We start from the raw sequence: 16,972 nt of genomic DNA, 5'->3' as shown, positions 1-16,972 counted from the left end.
CTTGATTAAATAAGATTATTCAGTATGACGAAGATAGAACCCTTATCCTTGCGCCGAAGACTCGCTTTGGAGATTTGGCGCAAGGGGTATCTGCAAATGGTAGAGAAGCATCCGTTGCGCCAGCTCTTCTGGGAATGTACCCTGCGCTGCAACCTGCATTGCCGCCATTGCGGAAGCGATTGCAAGGTAAAGGCAGGAATAACCGATATGCCCCTTCAGGATTTCCTGCGGGTGCTAGATAACATCAGCCAACATACGGATCCTCATCAGGTATTCGTCATCGTAACTGGGGGAGAACCCTTGATGCGTGAGGACATCACCCAATGTGGAGCTGCCATTTACAAGAAGGGCTTTCCATGGGGAATGGTAACCAACGCACTCTATCTTACTCCTCAGAAATTCAATGACTTACTGAATGCAGGACTCCATACCATGACCATCAGCATGGATGGATTGGGCGATGAGCACAACTGGATGCGGGGCAACAAGCATAGTTTCGAGATGGTTTCGCAAGCTATCGACCTTCTGGTTTCGCATCCCGAAATCAAGTTTGATATCCTTACCTGCGTCAATCGCCGCAATTATCCCCATCTTGATGCCATCAGGCAGTTTCTGATAGATAAAGGGGTGAAAAACTGGCGAGTTGTTGCCGTATTTCCTGTAGGCAGAGCTGCTTCAGATCCTGATATGCATCTAGCTGCGGAAGAATACAAAGGCATCCTGGAGTTTATCAAGCAGACCCGAAAAGAGGGTAGGATAGCGTGCAGCTATGGTTGCGAGGGATTCATGGGCAACTTCGAAGGCGATATCCGCAATACTTTCTATGGTTGTCATGCAGGCGTAACCGTTGGTTCGGTCTTGGTAGATGGCTCCATTTCAGCCTGTGCCAGCATCCGTTCCAACTATCATCAGGGCAATATCTACCAGGATGATTTCATGGATATCTGGCAGCACCGTTTCCTGCCTTACCGTAACCGTGAATGGATGCGGAAGGGTGAGTGTGCCGAGTGCAGATACTTCAGATACTGCCAGGGCAGTGGTATGCATCTTCGTGATGATGAGGGCAATCTCATCATGTGCCCGCTGCATAGATGTAAACCGTCATTTATATAAATGGCGGTTTACATTTGTGCAGCTTTTAGATTTTTCCCCCAAAAAACTTGCGGGTTTCAAATATAATATGTATCTTTGCATCCGGAGATTATGAAATCTTCGTTACGTAAAATTCATAATTCGGTAAATGCTTATGGTACAGACTAATCCGTTTCTCATAGAAGGATATTTATCCCCAGATTTCTTCTGCGATAGGGTAGAAGAAACCGCCTTGCTTACACGGCATCTAACCAACCGATGCAATGTGGCATTGATAGCACCACGACGATTGGGAAAGTCGGGGTTGATTTATCATTGTTTCTATCAGAAGGAAATCCGGGAGCAGTATCATTGCATCTATATTGATATTTACGATACCAAAAATCTCGGAGAGTTTGTTTATGCTTTGGGCAAGGGGATTCTTGCTGCATTGAAACCCAAGGGCAGAAAGGTGTGGGAGTTCTTTCTGAATATGCTTCAGTCGTTGAAATCTACTATTTCTTTCGATATCAATGGAAATCCGGAATGGAGCGTGGGCATCGGAGATATTCAGTCGCCTGATATTACGCTGGATGAGATCTTTGCCTATCTTTCCCAGGCAGATAAGCCTTGTCTGATAGCCATCGATGAATTTCAGACTATTGCCGGTTATCCCGAGAAAACGGTGGAGGCTACTTTGCGAAAGCGCATCCAGAACTGTCATAACGCCCACTTCATCTTCTCTGGTTCCAAGCGCCACATGATGGCACTGATGTTTACCTCCAGGTCACGTCCTTTCTATCACAGTTCGAGCATCATGGGATTGGAGGCTATCAACGAACAGACCTATCTGGAGTTTGCCAACCATCATCTGTCTAAGATCAACAAGGAGATTTCTGCGGAAGCGTTCTCCTATCTTTATCATCGTTTTGATGGCATTACCTGGTATATTCAGTATGTGCTCAACATGCTCTATACTTCGATTTCAGATTCCAGGGTTCTGGGAAAAGAGGATGTGGAATATTGCATAGAGAGCATTCTTTTGCAGCATCGTTTTGCCTATCAGGCTCTGCTGTTCCAGCTTACCAGCAAGCAGAAGCAGGTGCTCATCGCCATAGCCAGAGAGGAGAACCCTTCCTCGCTGATGTCGCAGGAGTTCCTGCATAAATATCGTCTGGGTGCCAGCACTGTGCAGGGAGCCGTGAAGACCTTGCTCGAAAGGGATTTTATCACGCAGGATGAGGGAGTATATCAGCTATGCGATAAGTTTCTGAATTTAAGTTTAAAGGAAGAGATATAGGGCATTTATAACAGATAAGCCACAGATAAGCCACAGATAAGCTGCTGTCTGATTATTTCGGCAGCGAGATGGTGAACTCCGACCATTTGTCTTTCTCGCTCTTCACGCTTATCTTGCCGCCATGGGCGTTGATTACCTGCAGCACGTAGTTCAGACCGATACCGAAGCCGCCACGGGTCTTGCGGGCATCCTTTTCGTGCTCAGCGGCGCGCTCAAAGCGGTTGAAGATGGTCTTCAGTTCGCTCTTGGCTATGCCGATACCCTCATCAAAAACCTTGATATACACGTTTCTGTCATCTTCCAGGGTGGAAATCTCAATGTTGATTTCCTCCTTCGAGTATTTGGTGGCGTTATCCACCAGATTGCTGATCGCCTCCTTCAGATATTCCTCGTCGGCTAGGGCAGAGGTGGCTCCAAACCGGGTGATGATATGGATCGGTTTCGCTGATTTCGCCTTGTATTTATCCACCACATCCTCTATCATCGTTTCCAAATCTACTTCCGCCTTCTGAATATGCAGCTTGCCGTGCTCCAGTTTCGAGATGGTGAGCAGGCGGTTGATGAGGGCAAGCAGATGCTGCGCCTCGTCTTCTACGATGCAGAAATATTTCTCCTTCATTTCCGGCTTCTTCTCCAGTACGCCGCTGTGCAGATACTTGGTTCCCATGATGATGGAGGTGAGCGGCGACTTCATGTCGTGAACCATTGCATAGGAGAAGTCCTCGCGCAGCAGTCGCACCCTTTCCTGCTCATCGATGTAGTTGATCTGGTCGATGAGGCTCAGGATGATCACCACCGTGGTAAGGAGCGAGGTGAGAACCGTGAACTTGCTTTCGTAGAAGGCTGCGAGCAATGCCTGTGCCCTGACATCCGGTGCCAGGTTCCAGGGCGTTTCAAATCCCATCTGGTGAACGGTCATCTCGAAAGAGTTCCACATCCAGAACAGCTGCATGCAGAGCACGGCTATCAGAGCCGTGGTGCTGAGTGCCTTGGCTCTATTCGTCTTCATCTTTCACAAGCATTTCAGGCAGTTTCCTGCTCAGGGCAGCGAATCCACCTATAGTTAAGGCTGTACCGGCTATCAGGAGCAATATGCCGAGCACTTTCGATTCAAACTGGAAGGGAACCAGATTGGATACGAAATAGAGCACGATGAGAATGATGGTGCTGCGCGTCTTGCTGTATATCCAGCTGCAATAGCAGAGGGAGATAAAACCGAGCACGGTCAAATCTACATTGATGTCACCACTAGATGTTACCGACATCATGCTGGCTGGCAGCATCATGATCGAGAGCGTGAGCAGCTGCACCCAACTCTTCTTGCCGCAGCGGATCAGTTCTTCCTGGATGGCGCCGAAGAAGATATAGACAGATATAAACGATCCGATGATGTTCCAAGGCAGGAAGCCGAGATAGCTCATCTCCATCATCTGCTCGGGAAGGAAGTCGAGATGGAAGAGATTCATGATGGAATAGAAGACCATGGTGAAGCCCAGAATCGGCATGGTGCAAATGGTCATCGCCTTCCATTTGGCGGCAGGAATCACCTTTCCAAGCGAGAACCTGGAGAATTTGTAATGTCCAAAGGTGAACCATACGATGAGTATGCCCAGAAATCCGATGACTATTATAAACGGATAGACGGATTCCTTCAGGGCTCCTATCTGCTGGCTGTGGGAGCCCGAATGCATGTTCATTGCCATGTAGAGTCCCACCAGGAATCCTCCCAGGAAGATGGTGATGAGATATTCTGCCAGGAACAGTATGTAGTATAATATCGCTTTCAGCATAATGATGTCTTTTCTGTCTTTTTTCTTTATTCTAATTCGATTCTCGTATGATGTTATGAGGGGGTGGGGGATGTTTATTCTGCGATGAGCTTGAATCCCACTCCTCTGATGGTTTTCAGTTCTACGGCAGGCTCGTCTTCCAGTGCCGTGCGGATTTTCTTGATGAAAACATCCAGGCTTCTGGAAGCGAAGTAATCTTTGTCTTCCACGCCCCAGAAACGGCTTAGTACGGCTTCCCGGCGTACCACCTCGTTCTTGTTTACCGCCAGCAGTTCGAGGATCTTAGCCTCTCGTGCGGTAAGCATTTTCTCGCTGCCTTCCTGCGTATCTTTCAGGGTGGCGTGGTTGGCATCCAGTGTATATCTTCCCAGTTTGATCTGGCTGCTGGCATTCTCGCTGCGTTTTCCGGCTTTCAGCTGGATGAGGCTATGAATGTGGGCATCAAGCTCTTCTGGAATAAAAGGCTTCTTGATATAGTTGTTGGCTCCTGCGGCATAACCTGCCTTCAGATCCTTGGGTGAGGTGAGGCCGGTGGTAAAGAGGATGATGGTTTCTCCATCCACCTCTCGGATGTTCTTCACCATTTCGATGCCGTCCATAATGGGCATATCGATATCCGATACGATGACGTCTGGCTGAAAGTCTCTCCATGCCTTCAGTCCTTCCTTGCCGTTAACGGCGGTTTTCACCTCATATCCTCCGATGATATCCTCGAAGCAGCTTTTCTCCATATAGGCGAGGTTTTCGTCATCCTCAACCAGGAGCAACTTAGTATCAGCCATAATCGTATTTCTTTTTCAATGTTTCGATTGCAAAGATACATTTTTTATTTGAAACGACAATGCAAAGAAGGGATGATTAACTTAAAGATAACATAGTGAACTCTGGCAGCAAAGTATTCTTTCCTTCTATTATTTTTAGGACGAATCATTCGTGGCAAGTCTACTATCATGGAGTGTGCTTGATATGGCGAAGATAAAAGACAATATCACAGCAATGGCATAAGCTTTCTCTTTATTAACTTGAAAATTTTATATTTCGTATAATTAAAATAGCAACGATAGTAACCATCGCTATAACAAATGGAAGAGCGAAAAGTAAGGCTGGAATGAAATCCCATGCTACGAAGTACCAATACGAATACATTGGAATCATGATAGACATGCCGCCCAAACAAAAACATGTATATGTCTTGACTGGCTCTTTTGCAGGATGAATTTGCAGACCACAATGAGGGCAGGTTGTATAGTAAGACGTGCCGTGCAGAAAGTATTTTCTTACGGTACTGAATGGCACTTGTTCTCCACACTCTGGACATTTTGCATGGCAAAGGTGTTGAAAGAGAGACTTTTTCTTATTCTTTTCCATTTAAAAAAATCTTGAAATACAGACAATATACGAACAGAGAAAGTAGCAATAGCAATGCGGCTATTGCGATAATGCTAGCAACAGAAGTGCATGTAGTCGCAGAAATCTGCGCTACCAATCCGTCTATAACTAAAATAGCAACAATTAACCACCACTTGGGGCTTCTGCTACTTAATGGTTTTAAAAAATCACTCATAAGAATCTCTTTTATGTTGGTTATTAAATCTTGTGCAAAGATACAACTTTTTCTGAGATAATAGCGATTTTCTTCTCTTATTAACTTAAAGATAACATTTTTTCTTTGCAACAGTTCTTTCTTTTAGTGAAAACAAATTGGTGATTAAACTAAAGAAATCTGTTGTTGCTTTTGTAGCAAAATAAAACAAAAAGGTCAAACTCGTGTCTTACCTCACAAGTTTGACCTTTCTGTTTTTTATGATTTTTCTCTTTATTATCCTTCCTTATCCGAGTCGATGAGAGCGAGCAGATGCTCTACTGCCACCTCTTGCGGGATATTCTTTTCTACGCAAACCTGCTTGCGGTAAAGACTTACTCGGTTAGGACCGGCGCCTACGTAGCCGTAATCGGCATCCGCCATTTCGCCAGGACCATTCACGATGCAGCCCATGATGCCAATCTTCAAGCCCTTGAGATGCTTGGTTGCCTCCTTGATTTTGGCGATGGTTTCACGGAGATCGTAGAGGGTTCTGCCGCAACCAGGACAACTGATATACTCGGTTTTGCTGGTGCGCAGACGGGCTGCCTGGAGAATGCCGAAAGCGGTTTCATCTACTGTCTGGGCAGGGATGTCACCATCGTTCATCAGCCAGATACCATCGGTCAGACCATCAATCATCAAGGCACCCATATCGGCTGCTGCCTCCAGCTGGAAGTCGCTCTTCTCCTCCTTGCTGTGCTGGTACATCTCGGCAAAGATCACAGGGTTCTTCAAGCCGGCATTCATCATCTCGTGAACCAATGCACGCTGGTCGCCCAGGCGGTTCTGATGATTGCTGACGCAGATAACCACTACCTCTGGATGAGCCTTCAGGCAGGCGATATACTCCTCGGCTGGAGTACCAAACTGCAGGGTGAGGAACTTGACGTCGGCCTTGATGCTGGCGATGAGCGGCATTGCCATGGCAGGGAAGATAGGGTAGAGCTTGGCACCTGTGGTTTCAGGCTTACTGTTCAGCGTCTCGTAAACATTGTAATCTACGATGTAGCTCTGACCAGGCACAAACTGCTTAGGCATCTTGCCACCAATGTAGATATAATCAGGCGTAGCATCCTTGTTCTCACAAACGGTGCTCTCGCCGTTGATTCGGTTGCTGATGACTACAGGAACGTTGTTGCCGCCGATATTGCCTACTGCCACGGTTTCGCGGCGGGTAGGGCGCAGCCAGTCGAAGCTAGGACAAGCTGCGGCAGGAATCAGAAGATGTCCCTTCTTCTTGCCGATGTAATCCACCAGATGACGAGCCACCGGAATCTCTGCAGCAGGCTCCTCGCTGAGGCTTACACGGACTGTATCGCCGATACCGTCAGCCAGCAGGGCACCGATGCCCACGGCACTCTTGATTCTGCCATCCTCGCCTTCGCCAGCTTCGGTTACGCCGAGGTGGAGTGGGTAGTTCATGCCTTCCTTCTCCATTTCTTCTACCAGGAGGCGCATAGAGCGGACCATCACAACGGTATTGGATGACTTGATGCTGATAACCACATCGTGGAAATTCTCCTTCTTGCAGATGCGCAGGAATTCGAGGCAGCTTTCTACGATGCCCTCTGGCGTATCGCCGTAGCGGTTGCGGATGCGGTCGGAGAGTGAACCGTGGTTCACGCCGATGCGGATGGCTGTATGGTTCTCCTTGCAGATGTTGAGGAAAGGCACGAAGCGTTCCTCAATCTTCTTGAGTTCGTGAGCATACTCTTCATCAGTGTATTCCTGCTTGATGAACTTGCGGGCAGGATCCACGTAGTTGCCTGGATTTACGCGTACTTTCTCACAATAGAGAGCAGCCACGTCGGCAACGTTAGGATTGAAGTGAACATCGGCTACGAGCGGAGTCTGATAGCCGTCGGCACGGATGCCGGCATTGATGTTTTTCATGTTCTCTGCCTCGCGGGAACCCTGAGTGGTGAAGCGCACCAGCTCGCCACCAGCCTTGATAATCTCCTCAGCCTGTTGAACGCAAGCCTCGGTATCATTGGTGTTGGTGGTGGTCATCGACTGGATGCGGATAGGATTATCGCCACCCAGATCGATGGCTCCGATATGTGCCACAGAAGAGGCACGGCGGGTATAATTGAATAAATCTACCATAATGTATAAGAATAGAATATGCCCCAAAGAATGGGGCATATTAGATTAATTACACTTGAAGTCGTATTTCACCTCAGCCAAATCCTTGTTGGCCTTCTCGATCTTGGCACCGAGACCCGCCTTCCAAGCCTCTACCTTCTGAGCCACTTCCTCATCGGCAAGGGCAATCATTTCGGCAGCGAGGATGGCAGCGTTCTGAGCCGCATTCACACCAACAGTAGCCACAGGAATGCCAGGAGGCATCTGGATGATGCTGAGCATGGCATCAAGACCATCGAGCATACCCTTGATAGGCACACCGATAACTGGCAGTGGGGTAGATGCTGCGATAACACCAGGAAGGGCGGCAGCCATACCGGCAGCGGCGATGATTACCTTCACGCCACGCTCCTTAGCTCCCTTGGCGAATGATTCTACTGCATCTGGAGTGCGATGAGCAGAGAGGGCATTCACCTCGAAAGGAATCTGGTTGTCGTTCAACCACTTACATGCTTTTTCCATAACAGGCAGATCGCTAGTACTGCCCATGATAATGCTTACTAATGGTTTCATTTCTTCTTATTTATTTATAATTATAAACTTTTTTCTTTGCAGAATGTGCTTTCTGATACTGATGCTAGATAATCATAATAGCACAGACGATTCCTATCAGAAATCCCATAACCACCTGAGATAGCGTATGTTGTCGCAGAATCATTCTGGCTGTTCCTACTGCTCCTGCCAGAACCAAGACTAAGCAGAGCCACCACAGCGGGTTGAAGGAAAACGCCATAGAATAGGATACCAATGCGCCTGCCACGCCACCGATGGCTGCAGTATGCGTACTGATTTTCCACCAGACATTGATGATGGCACAAATCATCTGTATTGCCATCGCTACAACCACGATGATGCTGATGACACGTGGCGTATTGCGGTATTCCATCCAGAAGAAACAGCAGAAATAGCACACGATGGAGATGATGTATGGCACGATACGACGCTCCTTCTTGCCTAATTCCTTGGCTGTCCATCCCTGTACTCTGCGATATAGATGTATCAGGAGGGATGGAGTAACAACCGTAAACAGATACACAAAGGCAAGCATCGTCAATTTATAAGCCATGGGCAATAATGCCATGTAGCTGAATATGAACAGCACTGTGAGTCCTACCAGCGGAAGATAGAACGGGGTGAAGATCATACTCATAATCTGAGCTGCCAATATGATATTTTTCTCTTTCATAACTCTAATATTTCATAACTCTAACGTATCTTTCCTTATTTCCTGAGTCGTGCAACCGGAATGCCGAACTGCTCTCTGTATTTGGCAACCGTGCGTCGTGCAATAGGAAAACCTTTCTCTTTGAGCGCCTTGGCAAGGGCTTCATCGCTTAGTGGTTTTTTCTTATCCTCCTTATTGATCAGCTCCTGTAGGGCCAGCTTGATTTTGCGGGTAGCCATCTCCTCTCCGTTTTCCGTTACATAGCTGTCGCCAAAGAAGAATTTGAGTGGGAATATTCCCCATTTGGTCTGTGCATATTTTACGTTGCTGACACGTGATATGGTACTGATATCCAAACCTGTACGGTCTGCTATGTCTTTGAGAATCATCGGCTTCAGGTCGGCTTCGTCTCCATCCATGAAAAACTGACGCTGAATGTCAATGATGGCTTTCATCGTGACGATGAGCGTGTGCCGACGTTGCTTGATAGCTTCGATAAATCCCTGAGCCTTGTCTACTTTTTCCTTGGCATAGAGCAGCGCCTCCTTGTCTTGGCGGCTCATTTTTTCCTTGTGCTTTTTGTAGGTGTCTATCATATCAGTAAATGATGGAGACACGGTGAGCTCGGGAACGTTTCCGCGGTTGAGGGTGAACGTGATAGAACCGTCATCATTGGTATCGATGATGAAGTCGGGAGTGATTTGCTGCATGTTTCTGCCTTCCGTTTCGCCCATTGAAGCACCAGGTTTAGGATTCAGCTTTCTGATTTCCTCCTGCAGGGTTTCTACCTGGGTATCGTTTAATTCGAGTCCCGCCTTGATCTTATCCCAATGTTTCTTGGTGAATTCTTCGAAATAGTCGGTGAAAACTTCTTCCATCGTCTTGCGGAGAACGCCTCTTGGCAATCTCTTGACTTGCAGCAGGAGACATTCCTGAAGGCTTCTGCCACCAACGCCTGCAGGGTCGAAGGTCTGGAGGATGTGGAGCACATGTTCAATCTCTTTCTCCGTTACGTCTATGTTGTGATAGATGGCAAGCTCATCGCAGATGCTGTCTAGGTCTTTGCGTAGCAGACCGTCATCATCGAGCGAACCGATGAGGTATTCCATAATCTCCTTTTCCTTATCAGAGAGTATGTGCATATCCATCTGCTCCTTCAGCTTATCGTAGAAGGAGGTAGTATCGCCATACACCATTTCTTCATAGTCAGCATTGTCCTGATTGCTGTATCTATCTGTATTATAATCAGGCATCTGGTCGTCTCTTCCTATGCTTTCCAAAGCCTGGTCCAGTTCATCTTTTCTTTCTTCTTTTTCCGATTGAGCCTCGTAGGCAGCCTCTTCGTTGCTGTCGTCATTATAGTTTTCTGTATCAGTATCCATCGGAGTATCTCCATCGTAGCTTTCGTTCAGCATATCGTCTGGATTCTCACTCTCCAGTGCAGGATTATCGTCCAGTTCGGCATTTACGCTTTCCTCCAGTTCGGTGAGAGGCATTTCCAAGAGCTTCACCTGCAGTATCTGCTGTGCGGTGAGCTTTTGAAGCTGTTGCAGCTTTTGTGCCTGTGTCTGAATGAGTTTCTGAGCCATTTTTTTTCTTTTTTGAGTTAAGCTATAATTTGATTGTATATTACTTGTTCTTAAAATATTCTTTCAGTTCATTGGCAAACTGATACAGTTTATCCGGATTTCCATTACCGTATTTTTGCCAAATATCGCTGCATGGTTCCAGGAGTGGGCTTGCGGGTTCTTCCTCTCTGTTGAGATAAGGGTCGCAGAACCGGAATACGCTCATCACCTCTGCAATTATCTCCGGCGTTGTTTTGATAAACTTGGCGAGGTCTATAATCTCAGGGGTTTCTGGTACCATGGTGATAGGGGTAAGCTGGAAATAGAGATCAAGAATAATGATCAGCTTCACCGGAGTGAGTGAAGGTTCTGCTTCTAGCGGTTCCCAATCTTTCTCGAATGATTCTTTCAAAGCCACTCCTTCGAAGAAAGCTTGCGCATTGCCACATCCCCTCATCTTTCTGACGAGAGCTATATCGTGAGCCAGTTTGCGTGGATTATCGGCGTATTTATCCCATAATCGCTTGATGTGCGGAGTAACCATTCTCAGTTTGAACATCTGCTCATGCAGATATTCTGGTTGAATGTGGAGCTCCAGGCTCAAGTCAACCATTCCTTTCGAATAGAGAGGTTTTACGCCCATTGGCTTTTTCTGGTACAACTGTAACAGTAACAGCCAGTAATCTTCGTTCCACAAAGGATGTCTTGCCATATTCTCAATGCCTTTATTAATCTTTTGCAAAATTACGACTTTTCATTGGTAATACAAAATAAAATCGAAGATATTTTCAATAAAAATAAAGTGCGCAACCTCGAGAGTACTCGAAATTGCGCACCATTAATGCTATATTCCCAATTTTTTCATAACTCAAGGAGGTTTGCTTTCACAAGTCCCCTCCGTTGTGTTGCCCGAAGCAGTCATTTTACTGCTCACAGGCTTCATCTTTTGTTATCCGATACATTTTTCTTTTTTACCTTAAGTTACGCCTAACCTACTGAAAAATTATCCTGTCGTCCTTGAATAAACAATCTTTTTTCTTTACCTTAAAACTAATAACCTAAAAAAACTAAACAACTAACAATCTTAAACCTAAAAACCTAATAACCTAAACAAATTTTCTTTTGTCGTCCTTGAATAAACAATCTTTTTTTTACCTTTTAACTAATAACCTATAAACAACTAACAATCTTAACCTAAAAACCTAATAACCTTTTTGTCTTATTGACGATGCAAAGGTACGACGATTTTGCCAACCAGCCAAATCTTTTATGCGGAAAATGCTAAAAAAGCCCGCTTTTTTGATGTAAATCAACTATGTGTGTGCGCACACAAGTGTTATGAAGCAGATATTTGACTTATATCAAGTATTATCGTACCTATCTTAAACCTTATCATAAAGGAAGGCATCTTCACTCATGTAGACGGCTATGGTCTTTAGCTTGATATAGTCTTCCGAGAGATAGATGAGTCCCTTGTTTCCCCATTTCTTACCCCATGAATTGCGGCAGACGTAATAGCGCTGCTTGCCTTCAACGAAAGAACCTATGATTTCCATCACGTGATCATCGGTAGTGCGGAGTTGTTCAAACTCCTTCTGACGTGACAATTGTGTTACAGGTCGCTCCGCTGGTCGAACATCTACATAGTTCTTCTTTGGTGTTTGGAAACCTGGTTCGCTGATGTCGCCTTCCCAGCAGACAGGGTGACCCTTTTCTACTGCTTTTTGGATGTGGAGCATCATCTCGTCAAGAGGGAGGTTGAGAAAGGCATCGTGCATTCTGTTGTCTGGAACCTCAAGTGCGAAGTATTCCCTGAAAGGATGATGGGAGAAACTGGTGAGCGATACGTATTCTTCCGGATAGCATACGCTGTGGGCAAACTCCTGTGGGGTGTATTCGGCACCTAGCATGTGGACAGCCTTGGCGGGCATGTATCCTATTTCTGCATCAAAGAGATTGTTTAAATCTTCCTTGAGTTTGTCGATACCCGTCTTTTGGGAGATGGCACTGTCGCATAGCTTCTGTACCTTTCGGCAGAGCACCTTATAGTTTACATGCTTGGGATCTTCGTAACTGTCGTATGGTTGGGCGCCATACTTATCTATATAATGTATAAGCATGGAAGCGGTGCCACGAAGGCTGATATCTTTCTTTCCCTGAGCAAAGTAATATTCCAGTGCCTGTTCCTGAAGCATCATGCGTGCCACGTAGGCAATGGACAGATTAACAGAGTCGCCCTTCATGATATGCTCGCTTTCGATGGTTGCAAGCATGCCATACGCCCAGCAGAGTTCGCTTTCACCCTGATCTTTGATAGGGGTTGTATTGATCAGCTTGACTGATGCGGGCAGGTTGTCTATTTGATACTCTGACTGTTGATGATCAGAATCTCTCTTGTAGTTACAACTTGCAATCAGTACTATTGCTAAAAATGCTATAATAATTTTCTTCATACCTCTTTATATATAATATAGGTGTATAATCTTCTATGTTGATTTACTTATTTGGTATAAGTAATCTGGGCAGCAAAGATACAATTATTATTTGATTTAGAGTAAGCTAGAGCTTGATTTCTTGCGTTAAGATTTCATAATGCCACCTATAATATAAAATAAATCTTGAATAATTTTGTATTGTCTTTATTTTGGCGTAACTTTGCACCCACAAATAGAAAAATTGCATTCATGAATACAAAGATAAACGAATTTGAAGTAATGGCGCCAGTAGGATCTCGCGAATCCCTTGCTGCTGCCATTCAAGCTGGAGCCGACTCTGTTTATTTCGGAATCGGTAAGTTGAATATGCGTTCTCACTCTGCCAATCATTTTACTATCGACGATTTGCGTGAGATTGCTGCTACCTGCAATGAGCATGGCATCAAGACTTATCTTACCGTTAATACGGTAATATATGATGACGACATTGAGACGATGAAAGAAATCATTGATGCTGCCAAGGAGGCTGGTATTTCTGCAGTAATCGCCAGTGACGTGGCTGTGATGAGCTATTGTAATGAGGTAGGTGAGGAAGTTCATTTATCCACACAGTTAAACATCTCTAATACAGAGGCTTTGAAGTTTTATGCACGTTTTGCAGATGTATCTGTATTGGCACGTGAATTAAACATGGATCAGGTGAAGCACATCCATGAGCAGATTGAGAAGCAGAATATCTGCGGTCCGATGGGCAAGCAGATTCGTATCGAAATGTTCTGTCATGGTGCTTTGTGCATGGCGGTTTCCGGTAAGTGCTATATGAGTCTTGCCAATGCCAACCGTTCTGCCAACCGTGGTGAGTGTGTGCAAATCTGCCGTCGCAGTTATACCGTTACTGATAATGAAACCGGTAACCAGTTGGAAATCGACAACAAGTATGTGATGAGTCCTAAGGATCTGAAGACCATCCGCTTCATCGACCGCATGATGGATGCTGGTGTTCGCGTCTTCAAGATTGAGGGTCGTGCCCGTGGTCCTGAATATGTATATACTGTAGTGAAATGCTATAAGGAAGCGATAGCTGCAGTTCTTGACGGCACCTTTACAGAAGAGAAGAAGGATGCCTGGGACGAAAAACTTGCCACCGTATTCAACCGTGGTTTCTGGGATGGTTATTATCAGGGTCAGACTCTCGGTGAGTGGAATAAGCATTATGGTTCTGTGGCTACAGAGAAGAAGGTTCTTGTGGGTAAGGTGATGAAATACTTCTCTAAATTGGGCGTAGCAGAGGTTGCCGTAGAGGCTTCAACCTTTGATAAGGGTGAGAAGCTTCTCATTACGGGTAACACTACCGGCGTGATGTATCTCAATGCCGATGAAATCCGTTACGACCTGAAGCCAGTGGAAACAGCGCAGCAGGGTTGGAGAGTTTCCGTTCCTGTGCCTGGCAAGGTTCGCCCTAACGATAAGCTCTATAAGTTGATTACAGTAAACGAAATTAAAGAAATAAAATAATGGCAACAATTAATGATTTGCAGGATGAAGTAGTTGAGGAGTTCCAGGACTTTACCGACTGGATGGACAAGTATCAGATGCTCATTGATTTGGGCAATGAACTGGCTCCTCTCGAAGAGAAATATAAGAACGAGCAGAACCTTATCGACGGTTGTCAGAGTCGTGTTTGGTTGCAGTGTGACTATGTAGATGGTAAGCTCGTCTTTACTGCCGATAGTGATGCGCTTATCGTGAAGGGCATCATCGCTCTCCTGATTCGCGTGTTGAGCGGTCATACTCCAACAGAGATTATGGATGCTGATCTCTATTTCGTAGAGAAGATTGGTTTGAAGGATCATTTGAGTCCTACTCGCAGTAATGGTCTTCTGGCGATGATTAAGCAGATACGTATGTACGCCTTGGCTTACAAAACAAAAGAAGCAGAAGGCAATGCGTAAATTAAGAACGATAGAGATGAATCGCCTCACCCTGGAGGAATTCAAGGAAGCTGAAAAACTTCCTTTGGTTGTTGTTCTCGATGATGTGCGATCCTTATATAATGTAGGAAGTGTCTTTCGCTCTTGCGATGCCTTCAGAGTTGAGGCGGTGTATCTTTGTGGTATTACTGCTACTCCTCCTAATGCCGAAATCCATAAGACGGCTCTGGGAGGCGAAGACAGTGTGGATTGGGAATACTTCAAGACTACAGAAGAAGCTGTAGAGAAGTTGAAGCAAAAAGGCTACTTTGTATATAGTATTGAGCAGGTAGAAGGTTCTACCAAGCTGCAGAACTTGCCGGAAACCCACACTGAAGAAGAGAAGGGTTATGCTGTTATTTTTGGAAATGAAGTAAAAGGCGTAAAGCAGAACATCGTAGATATGAGTGATGGCTGCCTGGAAATTCCTCAGTTTGGTACAAAGCATTCCCTGAATGTCAGCGTTACTGCTGGCATTGTTGTCTGGGAGTTTGCCAAACTCATTATTATCCATTAAAAAAGAGTACACGTTTTTTAAAAAGGTTCTTCCGTTAAAGCTATACGTCTTACATGGTAAGCGTCTTCGCATTTAACGGAAGAACCTAGTAAAAGACTTCTATATATACGATAGAAGTTGTTGGAAAAGACAGTAGAAATTGTTGGGAAATATAGTATCTAAGACCGCACATCAGCTGTTGTGCGCTTGCACATCACCTGATGTGCGCTTGCATAACAGCTGTTGTGCGGGCGTCTTTCGGCTGATGTGCGGTTTGTGATAGTATCTTTTCCTTATTTTATAGAGACATTATGTTGTAGTTTCTTTATTTTTTCGTACTTTTGCAAAAAAAAGAGAGGAATGAAAGAAAAGGTCATATATTTGTTGTTAATCCTCCTGATTCTTGCATCTTGTGCAGGAAACAGGAAGTATGATGATTTGATGAAGCGGGCAGATAGCATCATGGATGTAGATGACGACTCTGCAACGGTTGCCATCCGGATGCTTGATGGAATAAAGCCCCAGCTGCCAGAGTTTTCCCAATCGCAAAAAATGCGCTATGAGTTGTTGCGGCATAAGGCGATGAACAAGGCTTGCATCACGTTCACATCTGATAGCGTGATGAAGGAAGTGGTGGATTATTATGACCATCATGGTTCGGCTAACGAGCGGATGCTTGCCAACTATGTGTTGGGATGTGTGTATAGAGATTTGCATGAGGCACCAATGGCATTGGAGTATTATAATAAAGCGACGGAGCAAGCCGATACCACAGCCACAGATTGCGACTATGGCACGCTTTATAGAGTATACAGCCAGATGGGAATTTTGTTTGATAAGCAATACTTACCTTATCAATTGTTAGATGCTTTTGGTAAGGCGGAGAAGTATGCCTATTTGGCAAAGGATACATTCAATGCCATTGTGAATTACCAAAACCGAAGCAGTGCATATTACTATTTAGGAAATACAGATTCTGTTATTGCAATAAACTTACATGCTGCAAGTCTGTTCAAGCAAATAGGAGATGACTATAATGCTATGATAGCCTTAGGCTGCAATTCTGACTATTATTTAGAAAAGCAAGACACAATTAAAGCGAAAAAGGCTTTTGAAGCATACTTTTCTACAGGGTATGAGGGAAATTTGGAATATGAAGATTCTAAGGCTTATGTATTATGCCTAAAAGGGAGTTATTATCTGTTTGTAAATAAGTTAGACTCAGCTTATGCCAATCTTTCCTTAAGCTTAAAGTTGTGTAAATCATATAGCGTCAAAGCTTCTACAACAAAAACTTTGGCTCAGTATTATGCAAAGGTTAATCAACCGGCAATGGCTATGAAGTATGCCTTGCAAAGTTCTGAGTATAATGACTCTGACTTGATAGGAGCCAGAAAAACTCAGTTACAGCAAGTTCAAGCCATGTACGATTATGGTAGAAATCAAG

At 45.1% G+C, this 16,972-nt stretch carries 15 protein-coding genes and 1 pseudogene; 6 read left to right on the top strand and 10 right to left on the bottom strand.

Going from position 1 to position 16,972, the window contains the following annotated elements; translation table 11 throughout:
• The first annotated feature begins 24 nt into the window (after positions 1-24).
• Together F7D73_RS11435 and F7D73_RS11430 are read left to right on the top strand one after the other, a co-directional pair.
• Entirely contained in the window at positions 25-1,113 is a 1,089-nt protein-coding gene (locus F7D73_RS11435; RefSeq protein ID WP_153124831.1) for a TIGR04133 family radical SAM/SPASM protein, read from the top strand.
• A 133-nt stretch (positions 1,114-1,246) separates the two neighbouring features.
• The gene (locus tag F7D73_RS11430; protein WP_153124829.1) at positions 1,247-2,371 is read left to right on the top strand and encodes an AAA family ATPase; all 1,125 of its coding nucleotides are present in this window, start codon (positions 1,247-1,249) and stop codon (positions 2,369-2,371) included.
• A 52-nt stretch (positions 2,372-2,423) separates the two neighbouring features.
• On the opposite strand, the gene F7D73_RS11425 is transcribed toward F7D73_RS11430, so the two are convergent.
• The 10 genes from F7D73_RS11425 to F7D73_RS11380 form a co-directional block, all read right to left on the bottom strand.
• A complete protein-coding gene (locus tag F7D73_RS11425) occupies positions 2,424-3,380 on the bottom strand; it encodes a sensor histidine kinase (RefSeq protein ID WP_153124826.1) in 957 nt (318 codons plus the stop codon).
• Positions 3,367-4,161: a hypothetical protein gene (locus F7D73_RS11420; protein WP_153124824.1), complete on the bottom strand. Its 795-nt coding sequence runs from the start codon at positions 4,159-4,161 to the stop codon at positions 3,367-3,369. Before F7D73_RS11420 ends, F7D73_RS11425 begins: the two co-directional genes overlap by 14 nt.
• A gap of 74 nt (positions 4,162-4,235) precedes the next feature.
• Positions 4,236-4,943 carry a response regulator transcription factor gene (locus F7D73_RS11415; RefSeq protein ID WP_153124822.1) on the bottom strand — a complete coding sequence of 236 codons (708 nt, stop codon included), beginning with the start codon at positions 4,941-4,943 and terminating at the stop codon, positions 4,236-4,238.
• A 235-nt stretch (positions 4,944-5,178) separates the two neighbouring features.
• Positions 5,179-5,529 (bottom strand): hypothetical protein, encoded by a 351-nt coding sequence (locus F7D73_RS11410; RefSeq protein ID WP_153124819.1) that lies wholly within the window; start codon positions 5,527-5,529, stop codon positions 5,179-5,181.
• A gap of 451 nt (positions 5,530-5,980) precedes the next feature.
• Positions 5,981-7,852 carry a 4-hydroxy-3-methylbut-2-en-1-yl diphosphate synthase gene (locus F7D73_RS11405; RefSeq protein WP_153124817.1) on the bottom strand — a complete coding sequence of 624 codons (1,872 nt, stop codon included), beginning with the start codon at positions 7,850-7,852 and terminating at the stop codon, positions 5,981-5,983.
• A gap of 45 nt (positions 7,853-7,897) precedes the next feature.
• Positions 7,898-8,404 (bottom strand): 5-(carboxyamino)imidazole ribonucleotide mutase, encoded by a 507-nt coding sequence (gene purE, locus F7D73_RS11400; protein WP_006848250.1) that lies wholly within the window; start codon positions 8,402-8,404, stop codon positions 7,898-7,900.
• 64 nt (positions 8,405-8,468) lie between these two features.
• Positions 8,469-9,077, bottom strand: a complete 609-nt coding sequence (locus F7D73_RS11395) for a phosphatase PAP2 family protein (protein ID WP_153124815.1) — start codon at positions 9,075-9,077, stop codon at positions 8,469-8,471.
• A 35-nt stretch (positions 9,078-9,112) separates the two neighbouring features.
• Positions 9,113-10,645, bottom strand: coding sequence for an RNA polymerase factor sigma-54 (gene rpoN / locus F7D73_RS11390; RefSeq protein ID WP_153124813.1), 1,533 nt, complete (start codon positions 10,643-10,645; stop codon positions 9,113-9,115).
• A 40-nt stretch (positions 10,646-10,685) separates the two neighbouring features.
• Positions 10,686-11,336, bottom strand: coding sequence for a hypothetical protein (locus F7D73_RS11385; RefSeq protein WP_153124811.1), 651 nt, complete (start codon positions 11,334-11,336; stop codon positions 10,686-10,688).
• Between the two features lie 670 nt (positions 11,337-12,006).
• Complete coding sequence (locus tag F7D73_RS11380; protein WP_153124809.1) at positions 12,007-13,077, bottom strand: C1 family peptidase; 1,071 nt, start codon at positions 13,075-13,077, stop codon at positions 12,007-12,009.
• Between the two features lie 231 nt (positions 13,078-13,308).
• Here F7D73_RS11380 and F7D73_RS11375 point away from each other — a divergent pair, with 231 nt between their 5' ends.
• The 4 genes and pseudogenes from F7D73_RS11375 to F7D73_RS11360 form a co-directional block, all read left to right on the top strand.
• Positions 13,309-14,574: a peptidase U32 family protein gene (locus F7D73_RS11375; RefSeq protein ID WP_153124807.1), complete on the top strand. Its 1,266-nt coding sequence runs from the start codon at positions 13,309-13,311 to the stop codon at positions 14,572-14,574.
• Positions 14,574-15,011, top strand: coding sequence for a SufE family protein (locus F7D73_RS11370; protein ID WP_153124805.1), 438 nt, complete (start codon positions 14,574-14,576; stop codon positions 15,009-15,011). The genes F7D73_RS11375 and F7D73_RS11370 overlap by 1 nt, the downstream gene beginning before the upstream one ends.
• Entirely contained in the window at positions 15,004-15,546 is a 543-nt protein-coding gene (locus F7D73_RS11365) for an RNA methyltransferase (RefSeq protein ID WP_153124803.1), read from the top strand. Before F7D73_RS11370 ends, F7D73_RS11365 begins: the two co-directional genes overlap by 8 nt.
• A 339-nt stretch (positions 15,547-15,885) precedes the next feature.
• Positions 15,886-16,972, top strand: a pseudogene (locus tag F7D73_RS11360) (hypothetical protein); the annotation flags it as partial.

The organism is Segatella copri (assembly GCF_009494395.1).
Classification (GTDB): Bacteria; Bacteroidota; Bacteroidia; order Bacteroidales; family Bacteroidaceae; genus Prevotella.
The sequence above is the reverse complement of the archived record's forward strand: the minus strand, read 5'-3'. Positions and strand labels throughout refer to the sequence as shown.